We start from the raw sequence: 25,418 nt of genomic DNA on the forward strand, positions 1-25,418 counted from the left end.
AAAGTCAACGCAGGGTCAGCGCGGGCGACGCTTCAGCGCGCGCGTGCCGGACGGATCGACGCCGAGCCACTGCATCGCGACGAGAAGCGGCAGCGTCATCAGCAGGAACACGATCGTGTAGGCGCTGCCGACCTCGAGGCGCAGCGATGCGTAGGTGTCGGCGAGCCCGACGGGCAACGTCTTCGTGTCGGGCGTATGCAGCATCCACGTCAGGTTGAATTCGCCGATCGACAGCGTGAGCACCGCGAGCGCGCCCGCGACGATGCCGGGGCGCAGGTTCGGCAGCACGATCGTGACGAAGCGCGTGACGAACGACGCGCCGAGGCTCGCCGCGCCTTCCTCGAGCGTGCGCAGGTCGGCACCGGCGGCAACCGCCGCGACCGCGCGCACCATGAACGGCAGCGTGAACACGACGTGGCCGACGACGATGAACCACAGGCTCATCCGGAACGCGGTGAAGCCGCCGTACACGACCAGCAGCGCGAGCGCCGAGGCGAGGCCCGGCAGCGCGACCGGCAGCACGAGCGCTTCCTCGATCACGCGGGCGACGCGGTTCTTGCTGCGTGCCAGCGCATAGCCGGCCGGCACGCCGACGACGAGCACGATCGCGAGCGTCGCGAACGCGACGCCGAGCGACAGCGCGACCGACCCCTGGTATTGCTGCCACACCTGTTCGAGCCAGCGCAGCGTGAGGCCGCTCGACAGCCCGCGGAAATAGTTGACGGTGAGGCCCGCGAGCACCGACATCACGACGGGCACGATCAGGAACGCGCACAGCAGCAGCGTGACGCCCCATTGCAGCGCGGCGATTGCACGCGCGCCCGACACGCGCGGCGCGCGCCGTGCGGCGCCGTGCGCATGCGACGGGGCGGGTGCCGGCGACGGCGCCGACGAACCGGAAAGCGATTGCATGAAGAAATCCTCAGGCCGCGGCGGCGGCGGTGTGGCCGGTGAAGCGGCGCGCGAGCGCGAGCACGGCCCAGGTGACGATGCCGAGCACGATCGACAGGCCGGCCGCCGTCGCGATGTTCGCGTTCAGCGTGAATTCGGTATAGATCGTCATCGGCAGCACGTTCAGGTCGGTGGCGAGCGTGAAGGCGGTGCCGAACGCGCCCATCGCGGTCGCGAAGCAGATCGCGCCGGCCGCGATCAGGCCTGGCGCGAGCGCCGGCAGCACGATGTCGACGAAGATGCGCCACGGCGACGCGCCGAGCGAGCGCGCGGCTTCCTCGAGCGACGCGTCGAGCTTCGACGCGGCCGCGATCACCGTGACGATCACGCGCGGAATCGAGAAGTACAGGTAGCCGACGAACAGCCCCGCAACCGAATACGCGAAGACCCACTTGTCGCCGGTCAGCTTCGCGGACAGCATCCCGATCAGCCCTTGCCGGCCGGCGAGCATGATCACCATGAAGCCGACCACGACGCCCGGGAACGCGAGCGGAAAGGTGAGCAGCGCGAGCAGCACGCGCTTGCCGGCGAATTCGCGGCGCGCCAGCAGCAGGCCCGAGATCGTCGACAGCGCGAGCGTCGCGAGCGTGACGCCGGCCGACAACGCAACCGTTTCACCGAGGCTCTTCATGTAACGCGCGTTGCCGAGCAGCGTCGCGTACTGCGTGAAGAACGCGCCGTCGGCGGACACCTGCACGAGTGCCGCCATCGGCAGCAGCCAGAACGCGGCGAACACCGCGAGCGCCGGCGCGACGAGCGCGACGCGCCAGCGCAGCGGGAAAGTCAGGTCGAGCATGGCTTGAGTCCGGCGCTTACTGCATCACCTGCAGGTATTGTTGGCCGAACGCCTGCTGACCGGCGGCCATCTTGCCGAAGTCGACCGATTTCGCCCGCGCATATTCGCTCGCCGGCAGGAACTTCGCGGCGACGTCGGCGCCGAGCGTCTGCGCGCGCACCGGACGCAGGTATGCGTTGGCCCACAGCTTCTGGCCTTCGTCGGACAGCACGAAGTCGAGCACCTTCCTGCCGTTCGCATCGTGCGGCGCGCCCTTGACGAGGCTCATCACGTACGGCACCGCGATCGTGCCTTCCTTCGGAATCACGAACTCGACGTTCGCGTGATCCTTGTACTTCGCGCGATACGCGTCGAAGTCGTAGTCGAGCAGGATCGGAATCTCGCCGGACAGCACGCGCGCATACGCGGTCTGCTTCGGCACGATAGGCGCGTTGGCCTTCAGCTTGCGGAACCAGTCGAGCGCCGGCTTGAAGTTGTCGAGGCTGCCGCCGAGCGCCTGGTTGACGGCGACCGCGCCCGCATAGCCGACGAACGCGCTCGACGGATCGAGGTAGCCGACCATCCCCTTGTATTCGGGCTTCAGCAGGTCGGCCCACGAGCGCGGAACCGGCTTCCCGTCGAGCGCGTCCTTGTTCACGAAGAAGCCGAGCGTGCCCGAGTGGATCGCGAACCAGTAGCCCTGCGGGTCTTTCAGGTTCGCGGGGATGTCGTTCCAGTGCGCGGGCTTGTACGGCGCGATCACGTCCTTGTCCTTCGCCTGGAACGCCGACGACACGCCGAGATAGACGACGTCGGCGACCGGGCTCTTCTGCTCGGCGATCAGCTGCGCGATCGCCTGGCCCGAGTTCTTGTTGTCGAACGGCACGCGGATGCCGGTCTTTTGCTTGATCGCCGCGATCTGCGCGGCCCAGTCTGCCCATTCGGGCGGGCAGTTGTAGCAGATCGCGGTTTCGTCGGCGTGGGCGGCGGGTGCGAACGCGACGAGCGCGGCGCAGGCGAGGGGTGCCGCGAGCACGCGCAGCAGCGAGGTCAGGCGAAAGGACACGGTGGGTCTCCGGGCAGGGTAAGGGTATGTCGCCGCGCCGTGCGCGATGGCGCGGCGCGTGCGTTCAGGCCTGGTGCAACTGAAGGTCGGCGGCCGGCGGCGCGACCGTCGCGCCGTCGCGCACGGTATGCGGCAGGATCAGCGACGTGCGCTCGATCGTCGCGCCGCCGATGCATTCGACGAGACGCCGCCATGCATGGCGGCCGATGTCCTGGTTCGGCGTCGCGACGCTCGCGAGCGGCGGCGCGAGCAACTCGCCGATCGCGATGCCGTCGAAGCCGAGCACCGACAGGTCGTCGGGAATCGAGAAGCCCGCGCGGCGCAGGCCGCGCATGACGACCATCGCGAGCAGGTCGTTGCTGCAGAAGAGGGCGGTCGGGCGCGTGGCCTGCGCGGTGAGGTGCGCGAGCACCGCGTCGGGCAACTCGGCCGCGTTGAAGTCGACTTCGACCGGCGGCAGCGTCGCGACGCCGGCTTCCTCGAGTGCCTGCGCGTAGCCGAGATGGCGCTGGCGTGCGCGATCCGACGCGGCGAGCGAGCCGGCCAGCATCAGCACGCGGCGATGACCGCGCGCGGTCAGCAGACGGACGCCGTCATAGGCGGCGCGGCGGTTGTCGACCGACACCGACGGGCGGCGTTGCGTGTCGTTGTGCATCAGCACGTAATGCGGGCCGTCGCGGTCGAGCATGTCGAGCAGCGGATGCGTGTCCGCATCGGCGACGGTCAGGATCAGCCCCTCGACGCGCTGCTCGCGCAGCGTCTCGATCGCATGGCGCTCGCGCGCCGCATCGTATTCGGTCGTCATCAGGATCAGCTTGAAGCCGGCCGCGGTCGCGAGTTCGTCGATGCCCTGCAGGCAGTCGGCGAAGACCGGGTTCGACAGCGTCGGCACGACGACGCCGACGAGCCGCGTGCGCTCGCCGCGCAACTGCCGGCCGAGCGGGCTCGGGCGGAACTGCAGCGTGTCGATGGCGGTGCGGATCGTCGCCAGCGTGGCGGGGCTGACGGTGTGCGGCGCGTTGATCGCGCGCGAGACGGTGGCGATCGAGAAGCCGGCGAGCGCGGCGACGTCCTTGATGGTCGGGGTCATGAAGTTACGCGATGTAAACGTTTTCGGCAGGGAAATTATCGAAAACGTTTGTGACCTCGCGATGACGCGCGAGACGTCTGTTTCGCGAGCAGCACGACACAAACATCTGACGTTTGGCGCCCGGCGAGCGGGGCGGATTCGATTGTATCGGCGGATGCTGCGGCGCGGGACGAAATCGATGAAGGTGTCGCGTCGATGTCGATGACGGCGGATAGATCGGGGCGCGGACGGTGTGGGCCGACATGCTGCATCGCGATGCAATGCGCGTGAATCCGCTAACGCATGTGCAAGCAATGGTAGAATCGCGTCCGCCCTTTTGCCGGGGTGATGAAATTGGTAAACATAGCGGACTTAAACGATTGAGTGCCCGGCCGGAAACGGTCGGTGCAGAACCCTTCAAATTCGGCGAAACCCCTGATGCGCGCATCGAGGCAACGCCGAGCCAAGCCTCGCGGTACAGCTCAAGCGAGGAAGGTGTAGAGACTAGACGGGGGGCGCCTAAGGCGCACGGGCGGCGATCACGCCCGCGCGCGACGGCGAAGGCATAGTCCAGCGCACGAACGGCTTCGTTTCGACGCCGCCGGCTTTGAAAGAAGCAGTGTGACGAAAATCCGCCGCCTTGATTGGCTTGCCGGTTCAAGTCCGGTCCCCGGCACCAGATTCGCTTCAATGCGATGCCATGAAGTTCAGAAGACCCGCGAGAAACACGTTTCTCGCGGGTCTTTTGTTTTCAGGCCCTGCTCGGGTGCCCTTCACGTCCGAGGGCATGCGGGTGTATGCCGGCGTATGGGTACGGGCTGTTACGCGTCGCACGTCGTCGCCCCCGATGAAGTGGTCTTTACCGCCTTGCTATCCGGTTTCCGTGCCGAAAAATAGTCTCTGTTCCGGAGAGCACCTTTCCGCTGCCGGTCACTAACAGTAGAAAAACGGCTCATTACACTGCGCCCGTCGCATCGCGGGATACATCGACGCGGCACGCATTCGCAGCGCGCAAGCCTTGCGACCAGCAAACGAGAGACCTTGGGGGGTAAATCATCATGAACAAGCGTTGGGGGATCATCGTGCCAGCCGCGTTGCTTGCCACCGCCGCGCATGCGCAAAGCAGCGTGACGCTCTACGGCAAGATCGAGGACGGTATCAACTACACGAGCAACGCACGCGGCCACGGTACCGTGCAACTGCAAAGCGGCTACGATTACGGCAGCCGCTGGGGCATCAGGGGTACAGAGGACCTCGGCGGAGGCTACCAGGCCATCTTCACGCTCGAGAGCGGTTTCGACGTCAACAACGGGAAAATGAGCCAGGGCGGCCGGGAATTCGGCCGTCAGGCTTTCGTCGGCATCGCGTCGGAGCGTTACGGCACCGTGACGTTCGGCCGCCAGTACGATCCGAGCGTCGACATTTTCTCGCCGCTCACCGCGAACGGAAACTGGACGGGCTATCTGTTTGCGCATCCCTACGACAACGACAACACCGATTACTCGTTCCGGGTGAACAACTCGGTGAAATACGTGTCGCCCGTGTGGCACGGGATTACCGCGGAAGCCATGTACGGATTCAGCAATCAGGCGGGCGGCTTTGCGAACAATCGTCTGTATGGCGCCGCGCTGCAGTACCAGCAGGGCGGGCTGACGGTCGGCGCGTCGTATTTGAAGATCAACAACGCACACAATGGCGATACGACCGGCGCGATCACCGGCGATAACACGTTCGATGCGTCGTCGCAGCAGAACATCGGCATCGGCGTGAACTACGCGTTTGCGAATGCGCTCGTCGGGTTCACATACTCGCACGTGGATGTGTACGATCCGACGTCCAATGCGTATTTCACCGGGACGACGCAGCCGGCCGGCGGCACATGGAACGCGTGGAAATTCGATAACTTCGAGGTCAACGGGCTCTATCATTTCACGCCCGCGTTGTACCTCGGCGCGGCTTACACCTATACGCAGGCCCGTGTCGCCTCGACGGTCGGCTCGTTCAATCCGAAGTGGCATCAGCTGAGCACGAAGTTGAATTACGACATGTCGAAGCGCACGTCGGTATTCGTGGAAGGGGTCTATCAGCATGCAATGAACGCACACACCGGGACCGACTTCGACTACGCGTACGTTCCGGGCGCGGCCGACATCTCGTCGAGCCCGAACCAGTACGTCGTGCGTGTCGCGCTACTGCATCATTTCTGACACGGCTGCTGTTCGCGGGCACCGTTCGCCAGCCACCGCATCGGCCCGCACGCGATAGCGTGAAGGATCGCGGGCCGTTCTCCTCTTGCAGTGGTGCCGGACGGGTGGATCGCGTGGAGTCCGGCCTCGATAAGACCCGCGAGATGCCATGCACTCGCGGGTTTTTCATTGTGCGCGCCGCCCGCATCGGCGTTGCAACGCTGCCCGCGGTGCAGCTTCGCTGCGACGAACGTGAGGCCATGTGATACTTGGAACACACGTCGCGCCGCACGCATGTGCTTCACCGGCACACGCACCTGCGCCGAGCGCTTTCAACACAATTTGCCTGTCGCAACACGATCCGCCATGACCGATTCGAACTACCACTATTACGAACCGTCGCAAGGCCACGGGCTGCCGCACGACCCGCTGAACGCAATCGTGGGTCCGCGCCCGATCGGCTGGATTTCATCCCGAGGCGCCGACGGCACGCTGAACCTCGCGCCGTACAGCTTCTTCAACGCGTTCAACTATCGTCCGCCGATCATCGGCTTTTCGAGCACCGCCGCGAAGGACAGCCTGCGCAACGTGCAGGAAACCGGCGAGTTCGTCTGGAACCTCGCGACGCGCGACCTTGCCGAGCGGATGAACCAGACCTGTGCCGCGGTGCCGTATGGCGTCAACGAATTCGAACTCGGCGGCCTGACCGCGATTGCGTCGCGCCTCGTCGACGTGCCGCGCGTGGCGGAAAGTGGCGTGAACTTCGAATGCAAGGTGACCGACGTGATCCGGCTGCGCGATCACCGCGGCGTCGAGACACCGGCGACGCTGGTGCTCGGCGAGGTCATCGCCGTGCATATCCGTCATGACCTGCTGAAGGACGGCATCTTCGACACGTTCGGCGCGGGCATCATCCTGCGCGCCGGCGGCCCATCGGCCTACGTGCACGTGACGCCCGGCAGCCGCTTCGACATCGCGCGCCCCGACGCGTGATTCATCGCCCGCCGGGGCCAGCCGGCCAGCCGGCCAAGCTGGCGCGCAAGCGCCCCGACGCACCGAGACCCCGCCGGGATCCAGGATTTCGCGGGGTCTTTTGCTTCGTATCGTCCGATATGACCGCGGTGTGCCGATCGGTCCGGCCTCGATACGCACGCTCCACCGGCCGTTGACGCAGCGCAGCACGGGCGGCGCGCGTTCACGCCGCCGCCAGCATCGATCGTCCATCGACCCCGCCATGGCAAATCTGCTCACCCGCAACGAGCGGGTTGGCCATCGACGTTTCGCGCCATAAGGCATAAATTTCCAAGGTTGGCGCGCTTACCCGTGCGCCAGCTCGCGCGTGAGCCGGCAACCGGCCGCGCGTTTCCATCAGCGTGAGACACAATCGAGCGTGGAGACGACACGATGAGCCTGTCAGAGCCATTGCGTCTGCATGTGCCGGAGCCCACCGGGCGTCCGGGCTGCAAGACGGATTTTTCCTATCTGCATCTATCGCCGGCAGGCGCGGTTCGCCGCCCGCCGATCGACGTTGCGCCGGCGGATACCGCCCATCTCGCCCGCAGCCTGGTGCGCGTGCTCGACGACCACGGCGAAGCCCTCGGCCCGTGGGCGCCGGACCTCGACGATGCGCGCCTGATCGCGGGTATGCGAGCGATGCTCAAGACCCGCATCTTCGACGCGCGCATGATGATCGCGCAGCGTCAGAAGAAAATCTCCTTCTACATGGTGAGCCTCGGCGAAGAGGCGATCGGCGCCGCGCATGCGATGGCGCTGCGTCATGGCGACATGTGCTTCCCGACTTACCGCCAGCAAAGCATCCTGATTGCGCGCGACGTATCGCTCGAACGGATGATCTGCCAGTTGATGTCGAACGAAGGCGATCCGCTGAAGGGGCGCCAGCTTCCGGTCATGTATTCGGACCGCGAAGCCGGCTTCTTCTCGATCTCGGGCAATCTGGCGACGCAGTTCATCCAGGCGGTCGGCTGGGCGATGGCGTCGGCGATCAAGGGCGACACGAAGATCTCGTCCGCATGGATCGGCGACGGCGCGACCGCGGAATCCGACTTTCACACCGCGCTGACGTTCGCGCACGTGTATCGCGCGCCGGTCGTGCTGAACGTCGTCAACAACCAGTGGGCGATCTCGACGTTCCAGGCGATCGCGGGCGGCGAGGGCACGACGTTCGCCGGGCGCGGCGTCGGCTGCGGCATCGCTTCGCTGCGCGTCGACGGCAACGACTTCCTCGCGATCTACGCGGCATCGACCTGGGCGGCCGAACGCGCGCGCCGCAATCTCGGCCCGACGCTGATCGAGTGGGTGACCTATCGCGCCGGCGCGCACTCGACGTCGGACGATCCGACCAAATACCGGCCGAGCGACGACTGGGCACATTTTCCGCTCGGCGATCCGATCGCCCGCTTCAAGCAGCACCTGATCGCGAAGGGCATCTGGTCGGACAGCGCGCACGACGCGCTCACGGCCGAGCTGGAGGCCGAGGTGATGGCCGCGCAGAAGGAAGCGGAGAAGTTCGGGACGCTGGCCGACGACCGGATTCCGTCGCCGGCCTCGATGTTCGACGACGTGTACAAGGAGCTGCCCGCGCATCTGCGCCGTCAGCGCCAGGAACTGGGAGCCTGATCATGGCGCAACATGAAACGACGACGTCATCGGCGCAGCCGATGACGATGATCCAGGCGCTGCGCTCCGCGATGGACGTGATGCTCGGCCGAGACGACGACGTGGTCGTGTTCGGGCAGGACGTCGGCTACTTCGGCGGCGTGTTCCGCTGCACCGAGGGGCTGCAGGCCAAGTACGGCAAGTCGCGCGTGTTCGATGCGCCGATCTCGGAAGGCGGGATCGTCGGCGCCGCGGTCGGGATGGGGGCGTATGGATTGCGGCCGGTCTGCGAGATCCAGTTCGCGGACTACTTCTATCCGGCGTCCGACCAGATCGTGTCGGAAGGCGCGCGGCTGCGCTACCGCTCCGCGGGCCAGTTCACGGCGCCGATGACGATCCGGATGCCGTGCGGCGGCGGCATCTACGGCGGCCAGACGCACAGCCAGAGCCCGGAGGCGATGTTCACGCAGGTCTGCGGATTGCGTACGGTGATGCCGTCGAATCCGTACGACGCGAAAGGACTCCTGATCGCCTCGATCGAGAACGACGATCCGGTGATCTTCCTCGAACCGAAACGCCTGTACAACGGGCCGTTCGACGGCCATCACGAGCGTCCCGTCACGTCGTGGCTCAAGCATCCGGGCAGCGCGGTGCCGGAAGGCTATTACACGGTGCCGCTCGATACGGCTGCCGTCGTGCGGCCCGGCAACGACTTGACGGTGCTGACGTACGGCACGACCGTGCACGTGTCGCTGGCCGCCGCCGAGGAGACCGGCATCGATGCGGAAGTGATCGACCTGCGCACGCTGTGGCCGGTCGATCTCGACACGATCGTCGCGTCGGTGCGCAAGACCGGCCGCTGCGTGGTGGTGCACGAAGCGACGCGCACCTGCGGCTACGGCGCGGAACTGGTGTCGCTCGTCCAGGAGCACTGCTTCTACCATCTGGAAGCGCCGATCGAGCGGACGACCGGCTGGGACACGCCGTATCCGCACGCGCAGGAATGGGCGTATTTCCCCGGCCCGGCGCGGGTCGGCGAAGCGTTGCGACGCGTGATGGAGGCCTGAGATGGGGATTCATGTCATCAAGATGCCGGATATCGGCGAAGGGATTGCCGAGGTCGAGCTGGTGGCCTGGCACGTGCAACCGGGGCAGACGATCGCCGAAGACCAGCCGCTCGCCGATGTGATGACCGACAAGGCGGCGGTGGAGATTCCGTCGCCGGTGGCCGGCAAGGTGCTGGAGCTTGGCGGGCGAATCGGCGAGATGATGGCGGTCGGCAGCGAGTTGATCCGTCTCGAAGTCGAAGGCGACGGCAACCTGAAGCCGGGCGCGAAGGCGCGCGATGCCGGCGCGGAGGTGACGCGGCCTCCGGCGGCGGTCGATGTGCGTGCGGAGACGTCGTCCATCGCTGAGGGATCCGAAACACATGCGTCACCGACGGCGCCGCCGCCTGCCGCGTCCCGCGTGCCGGCCGAGCCGGGCCGCGCGGAACACGCGGTGCCGCCGCGCGTGGCGCTCGCGCCGGGCGAACGGCCGCTCGCGTCGCCGGCGGTGCGCCAGCGCGCATGGGACATGGGCATCGAGCTGCGCTACGTGCGCGGCACCGGCGAAGCCGGGCGGATCCTGCATGCGGACCTCGATGCGTACGCACGCACGGGCGGCGGCGCGCCGCGCGGATCCCAGGCGCGCGGCTACGACGAGCGCAACGACGAAACCGACGTGCCGGTGATCGGCCTGCGGCGCGCGATCGCGCGCAAGATGCAGGAAGCGAAGCGCCGCATTCCGCACTTCAGCTACGTCGAGGAGCTCGACGTCACCGAGCTCGAATCGCTGCGCGCCGAGCTGAACCGGCGCCACGGCGACACGCGCGGCCGGCTCACGCCGCTGCCGCTGCTGATTCGCGCGATGGTGATCGCGCTGCGCGACTTCCCGCAGATCAACGCGCGCTACGACGACGAAGCCGGTGTGGTCACGCGCTACGGCGCGGTGCACGTGGGCGTCGCGACGCAGACGGACGGCGGTCTCACGGTGCCGGTCCTGCGTCACGCGGAAGCGCGCGACGTGTGGTCGATCTCGGCGGAAATCGCGCGGCTCGCCGACGCGGTGCGCGCGAACCGCGCGCAGCGCGACGAACTGACCGGCTCGACGATCACGATCTCGAGCCTCGGCGCACTCGGCGGCATCGTGTCGACGCCGGTCATCAATCATCCCGAGGTCGCAATCGTCGGCGTGAACCGGATCGTCGAGCGGCCGATGATCCGCGACGGCGCGATCGTCGCGCGCAAGATGATGAACCTGTCGTCGTCGTTCGACCATCGCGTCGTCGACGGCGCGGATGCGGCCGAATTCATCCAGGCCGTGCGCGGGTTGCTCGAGCGTCCGGCGCTGCTGTTCGTGGAGTGAGCGCGATGAAGAACGAACACACCACGTTGCTCGTGATCGGCGGCGGGCCGGGCGGTTACGTCGCTGCGATTCGCGCGGGGCAGCTCGGCATTCCGACGGTGCTGGTCGAGCGCGAACGGCTCGGCGGCACGTGCCTGAATATCGGCTGCATTCCGTCGAAGGCGCTGATCCATGTCGCCGATGCGTTCGAGCAGGCGTGCGGGCAGGCCGGCGAGGGGATGCTCGGGATTCGCGTGCGCACGCCGGAGATCGACATCGCGAAAAGCGTCGCGTGGAAGGACGGCATCGTCGAGCGGCTCACGCGCGGCGTCGGCGCGCTGCTGAAGAAGCACGGCGTGCGCGTGTTGCACGGCGATGCGCGCGTCGTCGACGGCAAGACGGTCGACGTCGTGGCCGGCGACCACACGACGCGGATCGCATGCGAGCACCTGTTGCTCGCGTCGGGTTCGGAACCGGTCGCGCTGCCGTCGATGCCGTTCGGCGGCCACGTCGTGTCGTCGACCCAGGCGCTGTCGCCCGCGTCGTTGCCGAAGCGGCTGATCGTCGTCGGCGCCGGGTACATCGGGCTCGAACTCGGATTCGTCTATCGCAAGCTCGGCGTCGACGTCGGCATCGTCGAGGTGGCCGAACGCGTGCTGCCCGCATACGACGCGGAACTCGCGAAGCCGGTCGCCGATTCGCTCGCGCGGCTCGGTGTCGGGCTCTGGCTGGGCCACAAGGTGCTGGGCCTCGCGAGCGACGGCGCGGTGCGCGTGCAGGCGCCCGACGGCGCGGAGAAGACGCTGCCGGCCGATCGCGTGCTGGTTGCGGTCGGCCGCCGGCCGCGCGTCGACGGCTTCGGGCTCGAATCGCTGCCGCTCGATCGCAATGGCCGCGCGCTGCGCATCGATGACGAATGCAGGACGTCGATGCGCAACGTATGGGCGATCGGCGACGTCGCCGGCGAGCCGATGCTCGCGCATCGCGCGATGGCGCAGGGCGAGATGGTGGCCGAGCTGATCGCCGGACGCCGCCGCAAGTTCACGCCGGCATCGATCCCGGCCGTGTGCTTCACCGATCCCGAGGTCGTCACGTCCGGCTGGTCGCCCGACGACGCGAAGGCGGCCGGCGTCGACTGCATCAGCGCGTCGTTCCCGTTCGCGGCGAACGGCCGCGCGATGACGCTGCAGGCGACCGATGGCTTCGTGCGCGTCGTCGCGCGGCGCGACACGCATCTGATCGTCGGCTGGCAGGCGGTCGGGCGCGGTGTGTCGGAACTGGCCGCGGCGTTTTCGCAGTCGCTCGAGATGGGCGCGCGGCTCGAAGACATCGGAGGCACGATCCACGCGCATCCGACGCTCGGCGAAGCGATGCAGGAGGCGGCGTTGCGTGCGCTGGGGCATGCGTTGCATGTGTGATCTCCGCGTCGTTGCTCATATCGATCGAAGCCCCGCCACGGCGGGGCTTTTTTGTGTGCGCGGGTTACGCACACGGCCGTTCGACCGTCCACCGCAGCTGAAGAGCATCGCGACGCTGCTGAACACGAGCGAGCACAGGCTCACGCGCCGGCTGCAGGAAGAGGGCGCATGCTTCGGCGACATCTCGAATGCGGTGCGCAAGACGCGCGCGCAGGCGCTGGTCGCCGAAGGGCGGTTGTCGATCAAGGAAAATCGCGGCGGAACTGGGGTTCAGCGACATGTCGCCGTTCTCGCAGGCGCACAAGCGCTGGACCAGCGTCGCGCCGAGCGTGTCGTGGCTGGCGGGAACGCGCTCGTAGCGGGCGGGATGCGGGTTGCGGTTGACCCTCCCGCGCGGACCGTTCATCGTGTCGGTTCCACGCCGATTCACCGGCCCCACACGGAATGACTTGCCATGAAACTGTTGCTCGTCGGCGCGACCGGACTCGTCGGGCGTCACGTCCTTGAAGCCGCGCTGGCCGATGCGCGGGTGGACCAGGTCGTCGTGCTCGCGCGCCGGACGTTGTCGCCGCATCCGAAGATGCGCGCGCTGGAGGTCGACTTCGATCATCTGCCCGAGGCGGCCGACTGGTGGCAGGCCGACGCGGTGATCTGCACGCTCGGCACCACGATGCGCGTCGCGGGCTCGCAGGCCGCATTTCGACGCGTCGATCACGACTATCCGCTCGCTGTCGCGCATCTCGCGCATCGGTCCGGCACGCCGACCTACGTGCTGAATTCCGCGCTCGGCGCCGATCCGGGCTCGCGCATCTTCTACAACCGCGTGAAGGGCGAGGTCGAGCGCGCGCTCGCGGGCATCGGGTTCGCGTCGCTTACCTGCGTGCGACCGGGCCTGATCGGCGGCAGCCGCGACGAATTCCGGTTCGGCGAACGGATGCTGGTGCTTGCGTTGAGCGTCGCAGGGCCGCTGCTGCCGCGGAAGTGGCGCGTGAATCCCGCGCCGCGCATTGCCCGCGCGCTGCTCGACGCCGCGCTAGAGGCGCGCCCGGGCGTGCATGTGATCGGATCGGAGCGGTTGGCCTGAACCGGAACGGGCGACGACGCGCTGCCGGCGGCACGGATGAACGAACGGACGGCCTGCGCCGGCTGTTCGCGCACGACGCCGTCGAGCGGGCCGAACTGCTGTAAGACTGTTTCGTCACACCACGCAATGGCGGACAAGTGGCTGCACGCTGACCTACGATGAAGACATCGCGTCCATCGTCTGCCCAATCGTGTGCACCCACTACCGCGCCCCTGATGAAGACCCGGGTATCAGCGAGCTGAGGATCGGCATCGGCGACCTGTTTCGTCGCGCTCCGTGGGAGCCCGACGTCTATCCGGATTACGCGGCACCGATCGCGCGTGCCGACGGTGACGGCCTCGCGGTCGTTCGCGCGGTGTTCGGCTTCTGGCCGAAGTTCATGCAGCCCGAGCGTCTCGACGAGAACGGCCGTAAGCGAAAGAAGCTCGATACGGTGAACGCGCGCGCGGAAACGATCGGTTCGTCGCGACTCTACGGCAACGCCTGGCGCAACGGCCAGCGCTGCCTGATTCCAGTGCGCTGGATCTTCGAGCCGTGCTACGAAACGGGCCGCAACGTATGGCACCGGATCGGTGTCGACGGCTGGCAACCGTGCTGCGTCGCCGGCCTCTGGCGGCGTTACGAAACCGCCGATGGCCATGAGTGCATCGGCATGACGATGCTCACGGTCAATGCCGACGATCATCCGGTGTTCGCGCGCATGCATCGGCCCGGCGACGAGAAGCGGGGCGTCGTGATCCTGCGTCGCGACGACTACGACGAATGGCTGCATGCGCGCGACGTCGAGGCTGCGCGGCGCATGCTGACGCTCCTTCCCGCCGGCGACATGGTCGCCGCATCCGATCAGGTGTCGCCCGCCGGCACCTGAGGTTTCGTTTTCCCTGCATTTTTCATACGTTCAACTGACGCATCCGGCCGCCGGATGTGCTCGGCTTTCCCGGGCGATATGCAAAACTGCCAGACACCGGGTAATCACCGATATCAGCCATGTTGTATATACAAGATGATCCGCTGGCACTCTCGGCGCGGGTCGTGCCGGCTGCGCGCCCGCGTGCGGACCTTGCGTGGTGCGTGCCCCGGCGATCCACGGCGCGCCGCACCCGACGAGTCGAAGGGGCGGCTCGGCACGTTCCCCGTCTCGTCCAAACCATTTGCGATCCTCAGTATCCTGGAGATTTTCCCGTGTCGACGAATCCCAATGGAAAAGCCGGTGGTCTGATCGAGGTACGCTCGATCGATTTCATTCCCGACGCCGAACGCCACGGCGGCCTGCTGAGCCAGTTCACGCTGTGGCTGTCGGCGAACATGCAGATCACGGCCATCGTCACGGGGGCGCTGGCGGTCGTGCTCGGCGGCGACGTGTTCTGGTCGCTGGTCGCGCTGCTGCTCGGCCAGTTCGTCGGCGGCGCGGTGATGGCGTTGCACGGCGCGCAGGGGCCGCAACTCGGCTTGCCGCAGATGATCTCGAGTCGCGTGCAGTTCGGCGTCTACGGCGCGATGATCCCGATCGTGCTCGTGTGCCTGATGTACATCGGTTTTTCCGCCAGCGGCTCGGTGCTGGCCGGGCAGGCCGTCGCGCAACTGCTGCACGTCGGCGACGCGGCCGGCATCCTGCTGTTCGCGGCCGTGATCGTCGTGCTGACGGTGTTCGGCTATCGTGCGATCCACTTCGTCGGCCGGATCGCGAGCGTGGTCGGCATCGTCGCTTTCGTCTACATGTTCGCGCAGCTGTTCGCGAACCACGACGTCGGCGCGCTGCTCGCGAACCGGCACTTCTCGCTCGCGAGCTTCCTGCTGTCGATGTCGCTGTCCGCGTCGTGGCAGATTGCGTTCGGCCCGTACGTCGCCGATTATTCGCGCTACCTGCCGCGTTCGACGTCGTCGGTCGCCACGTTCCTCGCGGTTGGCCTCGGCTCGGTGATCGGCGCGCAGGCGGCAATGGTGTTCGGCGTGTTCGCGGCCGCGCTGGCCGGCAGCCAGTTCGCGCACCATGAGGTGTCCTACATCGTCGGCCTCGGCTCGACGGGCGCCGTGGCTGCGTTGCTGTATTTCACCATCGCGTTCGGCAAGGTGACGGTGACGGCACTCAACGCGTACGGCAGCTTCATGTCGATGGCGACGATCGTCAGCGGTTTCCGCGGCAAGGGCGCGGTGTCGTCACGCAGCCGTCTCGCGTACATCTTCGGGATGATCTGCGTGTCGACGCTGATCGCGCTCGCCGGCCGCCATTCGTTCCTGAAGGAATTCACCGCGTTCATCCTGTTCCTGCTCGCGTTCTTCACGCCCTGGAGCGCGATCAACCTGGTCGACTATTACTGCTTCACGCGCTCGCGCTACGATGTGCCGGCGCTGTCCGATCCGGACGGCCGCTATGGCCGCTGGAACGTGATGGCGATCACGATCTACGTGGTCGGCATCCTCGTGCAGCTGCCGTTCATGTCGACGCATATCTACACGGGCCCGCTCGTCGACGCGCTCGGCGGCACCGACATCTCGTGGATCCTCGGCCTCGTCGTGCCGGCCGTGCTGTACTACGTCGGTGCGCGTGCATCGCGACGCAGCATCCCCGAGCGCCTGATCCTGCCGCTCGAACGCGGCGAGGTTCAGCACTGAACTGACTGACGCATCGCCTCGCCCGCGTGCCGGCAGGCAGCCGAGCTGTCCATGCCGGTGCGGGCGTTTCCCGATTGCGGTGTCGCTTACCGCCGCCGTGCGGATCGCCGTGTGCTTACGAACGCGCGGCGACCGGCGCGCGGCGGCGCTGGATCATCTGCAATGCGACCAGCGCGAGTCCCGCCGCGGCGATCAGCCCGCCGACGAGGTGTCGCGCCTGTCAGGTGTTCGAGCGTCGGGGCGACATACGTGTACAGCGTGAACATCGCGCCGGCGCCGAGCACCGTGGTCCCGAGCGCGCCGAGCACGACGGGGCGCGTGAGCACGGACAGTTCGGCGCGCAGGTTCGGCATCTTGCCGGCTGCGCCCTTCGGCAGGGCGGCCAACAGGCCGGCGATCGCGATCAGGCCGAGCGCCGCGGTTGCCGCGAACGACATGCGCCAGCCGATCATCTGGCCGAGCCAGGTCGCGGCCGGCACGCCGCCGACGTTCGCGATCGTGAGGCCCATGAACATCGTCGCGACCGCGCTGGCCTGCTTTTCACGCGGCACGAGGCTCGCCGCGACCACCGAGCCGAGCCCGAAGAATGCGCCGTGGTTGAGGCTCGTGACGAGCCGTGCGAGCAGCAGCGTCGTGTAGTCCGGCGCGACGGCCGACAACAGGTTGCCGATCGTGAAGATCGACATCAGCGCGATCAGCGCCGAGCGATGCGACCAGCGCGCGAGCAGCAGCGTCATCAGCGGCGCGCCGACCATCACGCCGATCGCATACGCGCTGATCAGCATGCCTGCCTGCGGAATCGACACGTGCACGCCGTCGGCGATCACGGGCAAGAGGCCCATCGGCGAGAACTCGGTCGTGCCGATGCCGAAGGCCCCGGCGGCGAGCGCCAGCAGCGGCAGCGCGGCGCTGCCGCCCGGGCGGGAAGGGGAAGAAGTCGTGCTGTTCACGCGATGAGCTCCTGCAAGCATTGGGCAACGGCACCGGGCCATTGCGGACAGGGTGAAGTGTGCCTGCATTACTTTTGCGGAAAAAGCCGCGCTCCGGCGAAATTATCTTGATTCGATATCAATAATCCGGAGTCGAGGCGGCATGCGCGTGCGGCCCGTGGGGCGCAGGTTTCAGCGATTCGTCGGCGCGGCTCGCCGTCGAAAAAAGCCCCGGTCACAGGGGGGCCGTGACCGGGGCGAAAAGCATCCGCTCTTTGGCACGAGGGTTGGATGCGGGCGCAGTATATTTCGGGGCATAGGCTTTCGAACTGACGTTTAACGGCCTCTTTTGGTGCCAATTTAACAATTCCGACGTGACGGCGTCATTCGCCTTCGATCTGAAAGATTTTTCGTCGGTCCGAGCGGATGTTTAGTGCGCGATAACGGCGAAGCCGGCTGAATCCACGGCCATGCGACGAGGCGGAATCCACCGCCCGCGCACGGATGGCGCATGTCGGCGATCGATCATTCCGCCTGGCCGGCCGCGTCGCGCACTGCTTCGAGAAACCGCGCGACGACGGGAGACGCCGGCACCGCCGCACCGTCGAATACGAACTCGATGTCGAAGCGGCTCGCGAGTTCGTCGAGCGCGACGAGCCGGACCGTGCGCGGGCACGTCGGCGACGCGCTTTCCGGCACGAATGCGCAGCCCATGCCGGCCGCCACGAGACCGATCAGCGTCGGGATGTCGCTACCCACCTGCGCGATGCGCGGCGTGAAGCCGGCCTGTTCGCACTGCACCATCAGGAAGCGGTGGTGCGCGGCGGAGCGCTGCGCGTCGAACCAGACGAACGGTTCGTGTGCGACGTCGGCGAGCGTGCGCGGCGCGCGGAAGCGGCCGCCGGGCGGCGCGGGCATCGCGAGCACGAAGCGGTCGCTCAGCAGCCGCACGCCCGACAGATGCGGCGCTTCGTCTCGGCGCCACGCCATGATGCCGCCGTCGAGCTGGCCGCGCGTCAGCGCTGCCGCCTGTTCGGCAGACAGCATCGGCGCGATCGATAGCTTCACGTCCGGACACGCGTCGCGAAACGCCTTCAGCACGTTCGCGACGACCGGCAGCGGCAGGCAGTTCGGCAGCGCGCCGAGGCGCAGCTCGCCGAGCTGGCCGGACGCGCTGCGCAACGCGCGTTCGCGGCTGTCCTGCAACGTCGCGAGCAGGCCCGTCGCATCCTGCAGGAAACTCGCGCCGGCCGCCGTCAGCGTGACGCCCGTCGCGCGGCGGATCAGCAGCGGCGTGCCGATCGCATCCTCGAGCTCGCGAATCTGCCGCGACAGCGCAGGCTGGACGATGCCCGCCGCGCGGGCGCCGGCCATCACGCTGCCGGCCTGCGCGACGGCCACGAAGTAACGCAGGTGACGCAGTTCGATCTGGCGCATGCGGTGTCGACTCCGGTTGTCGGCCTTGATTCGGTGGATATGCCTGTCAAGCATAGCAAGTGCCATTCGATGGTATTGGAAAAGCATGGCGGACGTGCCGTACGATGATCGACGTTGCCGGGCCCGTTCACGGGCCGCGTGCGTTCCCTTTGTCCCGACCGTGTCCCGCACCATGCCGCTTCATATCCAGACCCCCTATATCCGCTCGCAAATCGCGTCGCGCCGTCTCGGCAAGCACATCCGATTGAAGCTCGACGCGCTGCAGCCGTCCGGTTCGTTCAAATTGCGCGGCATCGGCGCGGTGTGCGAAGCGCGGCATGCGGCCGGCGCGCGCCGGTTCGTGTCGTCGTCGGGCGGCAATGCGGGCATCGCGGTTGCGTATTGCGGTCGCGAGCTCGGCGTGCCGGTGCTCGTCGCCGTGCCGGAAACCGCGTCGGCCCGCGCGCGGGCGCTGATCCGCGCGGAGGGCGCGGAGGTGGTCGTACACGGCGCGAGCTGGGTCGAGGCGAACGCTTACGCGCTGTCGGCCGTCGGTGCGCATGACGCGTTCGTGCATCCGTTCGACGACCCCGTGCTGTGGCAGGGGCACGCGACGATGATCGACGAGATGGCGGCGGCCGGCCCGAAACCCGACGCGGTCGTGCTCGCGGTCGGTGGGGGCGGGCTGCTGTGCGGCGTCCTCGAGGGGCTCGCACGCAACGGCTGGCACGACGTGCCGGTCGTCGCGGTCGAGACGGAGGGCGCGGACAGCTATGCGCGCTCGGTCGCGCAGGGGCATCCGGTCGAATTGCCGGCGATCACGAGCATCGCGACGTCGCTCGGCGCGAAGCGGCCGTGCGACGCGGCGGTCGAGTGGGCGAAGCGGCACGCGATCCATCCGGTCGTCGTGTCGGATGCGCAGGCGGTGGCTGCGTCGCTGCGGTTCGTCGACGAGCACCGGATCGTCGTCGAGCCGGCGTGCGGCGCCGCGCTGGCCGCGCTCGAACAGCCGGTGCCGGTGCTTGCTCGTGCGTCGGATATCGCGGTGATCGTGTGCGGCGGCGTGACGGCGACGGCCGAGCAGTTGCAGACGCTGAACGCGACGTTGCAGTAACGCGGTGGCGCGCGTGCCGCGGCGCAGCCGGGCGGCGATGCGGGCGAAGACGTAACGACGGCGTGATCGCGCGGCGGGAATGATCGGGGGCGTCCGAGGACCCGGGATTCATGTGGTCCGCGCGACGGGTTGCACTCGATCGCCGGTCACGTTACGGCGCGCATGCGCAACCGGCCTTCGGGTGTACGACGATCACGTGGCGCGGCGGGGAAGGGCGCACATGGCGCGCCGCGCGCGACGGGCGCACGACGCGGAGAGACGGTCGCGCGATCAGTTCGCGGACGGCGCGCTGGCACCGGTCGGTGCGGACGAGGCGACTGGATCGGCGGCAGCGGGCGCGGGGGCCTTGTCAGCCGATACCGGAGCAGCGTTCGCGGGGGCCGGTGCCGAGGCTGCCGGGGCAGGCGCGGCCGATGCCGACGTTGGTGCAGTTCGCGTGGCAGCGGCAGGCGTCGATGCGGGCGGTGCCGAGGCAGACGCGGGCGTCCGAACGGAGGCAGGTGCCGAAGCCGACATCGAAGCAGGCACAGCCGACGCGGGTGCCGGAGCCGATGCCGAGGGCGAAGCCGGCACGCCACCCCGCATCGCCGCCGGCGCGACCACGGCCGATGCCGCAGGCGAGGCAGGCGCGGCCGACATGCCCGAAGCCGGCGCGACGCCCGGCCCCGACAGCGGCACCGGCGCGGCGGGCGGCGTCGGCACGACCGGCGTCGTCATCTTCATCGGCTCGCCCTGCGGCGTCGGCGCGGGTTCGGGCAGCGGCGTGACGGGTTCCTTCTCGGCCGCCTTCACGGTTGCGCGGTCGCGGCGGGCCGGATCGATCTTCAGAAAATGCTCGACGAGGTTGAAGAAGCGCTCGTAGAACACGCCGGCGGGAATCGTCTCGCTGGCGGTCTTGACGAGCGCGTCGTCGCTCGACCCGATCGGCAGCGACAGCGAGCCGAACACGCTGAGCCCGACGCTCGCCGACGTATTCGACTTCTTCAGCGTGTAGCGGTCCTGCACCGCGTTCACGTACGCGATGCTCGACGAGCCGTCGGCATTCGCGTCGGCGCACACGACGTGAAACTCGATCACGACGTGCATGTCGTTGCTCGGCTGGAAATTCTTGCTGCCGTCGACCGCATCGTTGCGCGACGACGACACCACGTAGCCCTGGCTCAGCAGCGCGCGCCGCGCGGCCTCGCAGGACGCGTCGGATTTCGAGCGGAACGTGTGCGCGTACGGGCTGCTCGTTGCGTCGAACTGCTCCTGCTGGTAGATCGGCTTGGGCGGCGACGAGCACGCCGCCAGCACGGTCGCGGCCGCGAGCGCGCACGAAACGGAAAACAGGCGAAATCGGTTGTGCATGGCGTCTTTCAGAAGGCTCGGCGAGATGCGCGGAGCTGCGGGCGCAGCGGCGGGGCCGGTGCGATGCGCGTGGCAATCTCGTATGGCCGGGGCGTCATTATAGTTTCGTTTGATGTCGCGCTCGCTTCAGGCGGTCGGCGCCGGCCGCGCGGCGGCGAGCAGGCGCGACGCCAGCGGGTGGTGTTCGCCGCGCCGCGAGCGGATCGCATGGATCTCCTCGGTCACGTCGCCCGCCCGGCCGAGCCGGCGCAGCCCGCGCAGCAGCGACGCGTCGTTCGCGCCGAGTTCGCTGAGCGGAAACACGCCGAGGCCGCGCGCCGCGAACACGGCCATCAGCGCGCTGTCCTCGAATTCCCCGGCCACGCGCGGCACGATCCGTTCCCGTTCCAGCCACAGGTCGAGGCGGGCGCGCAGCGCCGAGTGGGCGGTCGGCAGCAGCACCGGCAGCTCGGCGAGGCACTGCGGAAAGCGCTGCCGCGCAGCCGGCGTGACGAGTGCCGCGGGTCCGTACCAGTCGACCGGCGACGCGACGAGCCGCTCGCTCGTCACGCGCAGGTTCGACCCCGACGGCGCGCCCTGGCCCGCCAGCACGAGGTCGAGGTGATGCAGCGCCAGTTCCGCGAGCAGCGCGTCGTGCTCGCCCTCGTGGCACAGCAGCCGCAGCGTGGGCGTATCCAGCACGGGCGCGAGGATCGCGTGCGCGGCGAGCTTGGAGATGCCGTCGGCGAGCCCGACCGCGAGCCGCACAGTCGGCTGGCTGGCCGCCGCGCGCACTTCGTCGGGAATCAGCCGGCCCATCTCGAAGATGACCTCCGCGCGCGCATACGCGGCCTGGCCGGCGTCGGTCATCGCGACGCCGCGCCCGGCGGGGCGCAGCAACTGGTGCCCGAGCGCCTTCTCGAGTTCGCGCACCTGCGCGCTGATCGTCTGCACGGCCATGTCGAGCCGCGCGGCCGCGCGCGCGAAGCCGCCTTCCTTCACGACGACCCAGAAATAGTACAGATGTCGGAAATTGAGCATCGGATCGTAATTTCGGAAAAACCGAATTAAAAATCAGATTCTCTCTGATTTTTACGAAGTTCGTGGCGGCATATCATCTGGCTTTCCACTTTCGTATCGGCCCATTCATGGACTACCTGCTGACGCTTGCCGCCGACCCCGCCGTCTGGGCCGCGCTCCTCACGCTCGTCGTGATGGAAGTCGTGCTCGGCATCGACAACCTGATCTTCATCTCGATCCTCAGCAACAAGCTGCCCGAAGCGCAGCGCGCCCGCACGCAGCGCCTCGGTATCGCGCTCGCGCTGGTGATGCGCCTCGCGCTGCTCGGCAGCGTCGCGTGGATCGCGAGCCTCACCGAACCCGTATTCACCCTGTTCGATCACGCGTTCTCGTGGCGCGACATGATCCTGCTGTCGGGCGGCCTGTTCCTCGTGTGGAAGGCGACCACCGAGATCCATCACCACGTGTCGCACGACGGTGAAGGCGCGGGCGGTGCCGGCGGCGCGGCCGGCCTGACGATGTGGGCCGCGATCGGCCAGATCGTGATGCTCGACATCGTGTTCTCGATCGACAGCATCGTGACCGCGATCGGCATGACCGAACACGTGCCGATCATGTTCGTCGCGGTGATCGTCGCGGTGAGCGTGATGCTGTTCGCCGCGCAGCCGCTCGCACGCTTCATCGACCGCAACCCGACCATCGTGATGCTCGCGCTGTCGTTCCTGGTCGTGATCGGCATGACGCTGATCGCCGAAGGGTTCGGTTCGCACGTGCCGAAGGGTTACATCTACGCGGCGATGGCGTTCTCGGCCTTCGTCGAAGGCATGAACATGCTGGCTCGGCGTGCGAAGGCGAAGCGCGCGGCACGCACGCAAGGTCACTGAGCCACCGCGCGTGACGCCGGCTGTGGCCGGCTCGCGCGCGTCACACGGAACCCGGACGACATTCGCCCGGAAAGGAGAGACGCGATGAAATGCCCTGTCTGCAAGACGCCCGACCTGCTGATGGCCGAGCGCCAGTCGATCGAGATCGACTACTGTCCCACCTGCCGCGGCGTGTGGCTCGATCGCGGCGAACTCGACAAGCTGATCGCCCGCGAAACCGATGACGCGCCGGCACGCCGCGACGCCGCGCCGGCGCCACCCGATGCGCCCGCGCAGCGCGGTCGCGACGACGGTTGGGGACGCGACGGGCGCTCGCACGACGAGCGTTACCGGCACGACGGCCGGCGTCGCAAGAAGTCGGTGTTCGACCTGTTCGATTTCGATTGAAGCCACCGGCAGCCGCCGCATGCCGCGCGTCGTGAAACAAGCCCCGCACAGGCGTTGCCTGGCGGGGCTTGTTCATCGCCGGTACGGCCACGGGCAGTGCCGGGGCGCGACGCTCATGCGTCGCCGGCTTTCACGTCGATACGGCGCGGGCGGGCTTCTTCGCGACGCGGAATCGTCAGCGTGAGCACGCCGTCGCGCAGGTTCGCGTCGATCCTCGACGTGTCGAGGTCCGCACTCAGCGCGAACGTGCGAACGAAGCGCGGCGCGCGAACTTCCGCATGCCGCACGCGCAACTCGGCCGGCGTGTCGATGCGCGCTTCGGCTTCGATCGTCAGCGTACTGTCGTGCACCTTCACGTCGAGGTTTTCCCGCGGCACGCCGGGCAGATCGGCGCGCAGCGTGACGCACTGCGAATCTTCGACGATGTCGACGGCCGGCACGATCGCGGGCCGACGCGATGCGTCCTCGGCGGCGGCGGTAGCGCCAGCGGACGGGGTGCCGGGCTGGCGTTCGGTCAGGGTCTGGCTCGTATTCATGTCGTTCTCCTGAGGGTGATGCCGAGGTTACTGGACGGTGATGGCGCGCGGCTTCGATTCTTCGCGACGCCCGACGCGAATCAGCAGGCAGCCGTTTTGGTAGCGGGCGCTGACGTTGTCGGGATCGGCGTTCTGCGGCAGCTCGACCACGCGGCGGAACTTGCCGTGAAAGCGCTCCTGCGCATACGTGCGCACGTCGTCGCCGGCTTGCTGCGGCACGGGCTTGCGCTCGCCGCTGATCGTCAGCAGATCCTTGTCGATCGATACGTCGAAGTCCGCCGCGGCCATGCCGGGCGCGAACGCGACGATTTCGATCGTGTCGTCGGTGGCGCCGATGTTCAGCGCGGGGAACGCGCTTGGCCGGCCCTCGCGGATGCCGGTCGGAAGCCCGCCGAACAGGCCCGCCATCTGGCGCTGGACGCGGGCGAATTCGTCGAACAGGTCGTTGCCGAAATAGAGATCGCTCATGATGGTCCTCCTGCACGTGAAGCGCGGAATACGCGACGGGCGTTGACGACAAGGTGCCGCGCGGTTTTCCGCGGGATTGAAACGGGGCGGTGCGCGATACCGGCACTGCCCGGCACCGCGTAATTAGAGGCCGTCGAAACGTATTTCAAGAGGGAAATCGCACGTTGCATCGCCGCAGCGCGACGCCGCGAATCGATGCGACAATCCCCGCGCATCAACTGACCACGGAAACGGGACGCACATGGACATTCAACGTATCGCGATCGTCGGCACCGGCGTGATCGGCGCGAGCTGGACGGCTTTCTATCTGACGCAGGGTTTCGACGTCGTCGCGACCGACCCGGCGCCGCAGGCCGACGTGCGGCTGCGCGACGCGCTGGCTGCGTTTCTCGGCGAGCGCGCCGCCGAACTTGCCGCGCGGCTGTCGTTCGATGCCGATCTCGTGCGTGCGCTGGACGGTGTCGACTTCGTGCAGGAGAACGGCCCCGAGCGGCTCGACCTGAAGCGTGCGCTGTACCGGCAGATGGACGACGTGCTGCCCGCGCACGTGCCGATCGCGTCGAGCTCGTCGGGCCTGAAGATGTCCGATATCCAGACCGCGTGCGCGAAGCATCCGGAACGCTGCCTGATCGCGCACCCGTTCAATCCGCCACACCTGATCCCGCTCGTCGAGCTGGTCGGCGGCGACGCGACCGACTCGAGCATGATCGCGCGCGTGAAGGATTTCTACGACGCGCTCGGCAAGCAGACGATCGTGCTCAACAAGGAGATGACCGGCCACGTCGCGAACCGCCTCGCGGCCGCGCTGTTCCGCGAGGTGTATCACCTCGTCGGCGAAGGCGTCGTGAGCGTCGCCGATGCGGACAAGGCCGTCGCGTGGGGCCCGGGCTTGCGCTGGGGGCTGATGGGGCAGTGCCTGACCTATCACCTCGGCGGTGGCGCGGGCGGGATCGCGCACTTTCTCGAACACCTGTCGCGGCCGATCACGAGCTGGTGGGACGACCTCGGCACGCCGTCGTTCGATCCGGAAGTCGATCGCAAGCTGAACGATGAACTGCGCGCGATCCAGGGTGAGCATTCGATGCAGGAACTGGCGGCCGAGCGCGACCGGTTGCTCGTCGAGCTGATCGACGCGCGGCGCCGTAGCTTCCTGCCCTGATCCGGGCGCGCCG

General features: G+C 67.8%; 23 protein-coding genes and 1 pseudogene. 13 read left to right on the plus strand and 11 right to left on the minus strand.

What is annotated here, in order from left to right; genetic code table 11:
- Positions 1 to 15: 15 nt before the first annotated feature.
- The 4 genes from BTE28158_RS03950 to BTE28158_RS03965 all read right to left on the minus strand — a co-directional run bounded on the left by BTE28158_RS03950 (position 16) and on the right by BTE28158_RS03965 (position 3,882).
- Positions 16 to 912 carry an ABC transporter permease gene (locus tag BTE28158_RS03950; protein WP_151050414.1) on the minus strand — a complete coding sequence of 299 codons (897 nt, stop codon included), beginning with the start codon at positions 910 to 912 and terminating at the stop codon, positions 16 to 18.
- Positions 913 to 922: 10 nt separating this feature from the next.
- Positions 923 to 1,747, minus strand: a complete 825-nt coding sequence (locus tag BTE28158_RS03955) for an ABC transporter permease (protein ID WP_059603465.1) — start codon at positions 1,745 to 1,747, stop codon at positions 923 to 925.
- Between the two features lie 16 nt (positions 1,748 to 1,763).
- Positions 1,764 to 2,792, minus strand: a complete 1,029-nt coding sequence (locus BTE28158_RS03960; RefSeq protein ID WP_151050416.1) for an ABC transporter substrate-binding protein — start codon at positions 2,790 to 2,792, stop codon at positions 1,764 to 1,766.
- Positions 2,793 to 2,856: 64 nt separating this feature from the next.
- Positions 2,857 to 3,882, minus strand: a complete 1,026-nt coding sequence (locus tag BTE28158_RS03965) for a LacI family DNA-binding transcriptional regulator (protein ID WP_059683094.1) — start codon at positions 3,880 to 3,882, stop codon at positions 2,857 to 2,859.
- Positions 3,883 to 4,919: 1,037 nt separating this feature from the next.
- On the opposite strand from BTE28158_RS03965, the gene BTE28158_RS03970 reads away from it, so the two are divergent.
- The 6 genes from BTE28158_RS03970 (at position 4,920) to lpdA (ending at position 12,466) form a co-directional block, all read left to right on the plus strand.
- Entirely contained in the window at positions 4,920 to 6,068 is a 1,149-nt protein-coding gene (locus tag BTE28158_RS03970; RefSeq protein ID WP_124902055.1) for a porin, read from the plus strand.
- Positions 6,069 to 6,413: 345 nt separating this feature from the next.
- The gene (locus BTE28158_RS03975) at positions 6,414 to 7,040 is read left to right on the plus strand and encodes a flavin reductase family protein (RefSeq protein ID WP_059603478.1); all 627 of its coding nucleotides are present in this window, start codon (positions 6,414 to 6,416) and stop codon (positions 7,038 to 7,040) included.
- 411 nt (positions 7,041 to 7,451) lie between these two features.
- Positions 7,452 to 8,684 (plus strand): 3-methyl-2-oxobutanoate dehydrogenase (2-methylpropanoyl-transferring) subunit alpha, encoded by a 1,233-nt coding sequence (locus tag BTE28158_RS03980; RefSeq protein WP_059603482.1) that lies wholly within the window; start codon positions 7,452 to 7,454, stop codon positions 8,682 to 8,684.
- Positions 8,685 to 8,686: 2 nt separating this feature from the next.
- Positions 8,687 to 9,730: an alpha-ketoacid dehydrogenase subunit beta gene (locus BTE28158_RS03985; protein ID WP_151050418.1), complete on the plus strand. Its 1,044-nt coding sequence runs from the start codon at positions 8,687 to 8,689 to the stop codon at positions 9,728 to 9,730.
- Between the two features lies 1 nt (position 9,731).
- Positions 9,732 to 11,069 (plus strand): dihydrolipoamide acetyltransferase family protein, encoded by a 1,338-nt coding sequence (locus BTE28158_RS03990; RefSeq protein ID WP_174919690.1) that lies wholly within the window; start codon positions 9,732 to 9,734, stop codon positions 11,067 to 11,069.
- A 5-nt stretch (positions 11,070 to 11,074) separates the two neighbouring features.
- Positions 11,075 to 12,466 (plus strand): dihydrolipoyl dehydrogenase, encoded by a 1,392-nt coding sequence (gene lpdA / locus BTE28158_RS03995; protein ID WP_151051700.1) that lies wholly within the window; start codon positions 11,075 to 11,077, stop codon positions 12,464 to 12,466.
- A 64-nt stretch (positions 12,467 to 12,530) separates the two neighbouring features.
- Here lpdA and BTE28158_RS04000 read toward each other — a convergent pair whose 3' ends face one another.
- Positions 12,531 to 12,872 (minus strand): hypothetical protein, encoded by a 342-nt coding sequence (locus BTE28158_RS04000; protein ID WP_174919692.1) that lies wholly within the window; start codon positions 12,870 to 12,872, stop codon positions 12,531 to 12,533.
- Between the two features lie 48 nt (positions 12,873 to 12,920).
- Here BTE28158_RS04000 and BTE28158_RS04005 point away from each other — a divergent pair, with 48 nt between their 5' ends.
- The 3 genes from BTE28158_RS04005 to BTE28158_RS04015 all read left to right on the plus strand — a co-directional run bounded on the left by BTE28158_RS04005 (position 12,921) and on the right by BTE28158_RS04015 (position 16,163).
- Complete coding sequence (locus tag BTE28158_RS04005; protein WP_151051702.1) at positions 12,921 to 13,550, plus strand: NAD(P)H-binding protein; 630 nt, start codon at positions 12,921 to 12,923, stop codon at positions 13,548 to 13,550.
- Positions 13,551 to 13,740: 190 nt separating this feature from the next.
- On the plus strand, positions 13,741 to 14,418 hold the full coding sequence (locus tag BTE28158_RS04010; RefSeq protein WP_059603497.1) for an SOS response-associated peptidase family protein: 678 nt from the start codon (positions 13,741 to 13,743) through the stop codon (positions 14,416 to 14,418).
- A 314-nt stretch (positions 14,419 to 14,732) separates the two neighbouring features.
- Positions 14,733 to 16,163 (plus strand): purine-cytosine permease family protein, encoded by a 1,431-nt coding sequence (locus tag BTE28158_RS04015; RefSeq protein ID WP_151051704.1) that lies wholly within the window; start codon positions 14,733 to 14,735, stop codon positions 16,161 to 16,163.
- Between the two features lie 206 nt (positions 16,164 to 16,369).
- On the opposite strand, the pseudogene BTE28158_RS04020 reads toward BTE28158_RS04015, so the two are convergent.
- Both BTE28158_RS04020 and BTE28158_RS04025 read right to left on the minus strand, forming a co-directional pair.
- Positions 16,370 to 17,113 (minus strand): annotated as a pseudogene (locus BTE28158_RS04020) (MFS transporter); the annotation flags it as partial.
- 504 nt (positions 17,114 to 17,617) lie between these two features.
- Positions 17,618 to 18,529, minus strand: coding sequence for a LysR family transcriptional regulator (locus BTE28158_RS04025; RefSeq protein WP_124623184.1), 912 nt, complete (start codon positions 18,527 to 18,529; stop codon positions 17,618 to 17,620).
- Positions 18,530 to 18,701: 172 nt separating this feature from the next.
- Here BTE28158_RS04025 and BTE28158_RS04030 point away from each other — a divergent pair, with 172 nt between their 5' ends.
- The gene (locus BTE28158_RS04030; protein ID WP_151051706.1) at positions 18,702 to 19,622 is read left to right on the plus strand and encodes a pyridoxal-phosphate dependent enzyme; all 921 of its coding nucleotides are present in this window, start codon (positions 18,702 to 18,704) and stop codon (positions 19,620 to 19,622) included.
- 270 nt (positions 19,623 to 19,892) lie between these two features.
- Here the strand turns inward: BTE28158_RS04030 and BTE28158_RS04035 are convergent, their stop codons facing one another.
- On the minus strand, positions 19,893 to 20,972 hold the full coding sequence (locus BTE28158_RS04035; RefSeq protein WP_174919694.1) for a DUF2242 domain-containing protein: 1,080 nt from the start codon (positions 20,970 to 20,972) through the stop codon (positions 19,893 to 19,895).
- 126 nt (positions 20,973 to 21,098) lie between these two features.
- Positions 21,099 to 21,992 carry a LysR family transcriptional regulator gene (locus BTE28158_RS04040; RefSeq protein WP_124902046.1) on the minus strand — a complete coding sequence of 298 codons (894 nt, stop codon included), beginning with the start codon at positions 21,990 to 21,992 and terminating at the stop codon, positions 21,099 to 21,101.
- Positions 21,993 to 22,099: 107 nt separating this feature from the next.
- Between BTE28158_RS04040 and BTE28158_RS04045 the strand changes: the two genes are divergently transcribed.
- Together BTE28158_RS04045 and BTE28158_RS04050 are read left to right on the plus strand one after the other, a co-directional pair.
- On the plus strand, positions 22,100 to 22,855 hold the full coding sequence (locus BTE28158_RS04045; RefSeq protein WP_059603516.1) for a TerC family protein: 756 nt from the start codon (positions 22,100 to 22,102) through the stop codon (positions 22,853 to 22,855).
- A gap of 84 nt (positions 22,856 to 22,939) precedes the next feature.
- Positions 22,940 to 23,242 carry a TFIIB-type zinc ribbon-containing protein gene (locus BTE28158_RS04050; RefSeq protein ID WP_151051764.1) on the plus strand — a complete coding sequence of 101 codons (303 nt, stop codon included), beginning with the start codon at positions 22,940 to 22,942 and terminating at the stop codon, positions 23,240 to 23,242.
- Between the two features lie 113 nt (positions 23,243 to 23,355).
- Here the strand turns inward: BTE28158_RS04050 and BTE28158_RS04055 are convergent, their stop codons facing one another.
- Entirely contained in the window at positions 23,356 to 23,778 is a 423-nt protein-coding gene (locus tag BTE28158_RS04055; protein ID WP_059603522.1) for an Hsp20/alpha crystallin family protein, read from the minus strand.
- 27 nt (positions 23,779 to 23,805) lie between these two features.
- Positions 23,806 to 24,246 (minus strand): Hsp20/alpha crystallin family protein, encoded by a 441-nt coding sequence (locus BTE28158_RS04060; protein WP_151051766.1) that lies wholly within the window; start codon positions 24,244 to 24,246, stop codon positions 23,806 to 23,808.
- Positions 24,247 to 24,487: 241 nt separating this feature from the next.
- Between BTE28158_RS04060 and BTE28158_RS04065 the strand changes: the two genes are divergently transcribed.
- Entirely contained in the window at positions 24,488 to 25,405 is a 918-nt protein-coding gene (locus BTE28158_RS04065; protein WP_151051768.1) for a 3-hydroxyacyl-CoA dehydrogenase NAD-binding domain-containing protein, read from the plus strand.
- Positions 25,406 to 25,418 lie beyond the last annotated feature (13 nt).

The sequence above is a fragment of the Burkholderia diffusa genome (assembly GCF_902499115.1).
Lineage (GTDB): Bacteria > Pseudomonadota > Gammaproteobacteria > Burkholderiales > Burkholderiaceae > Burkholderia > Burkholderia diffusa.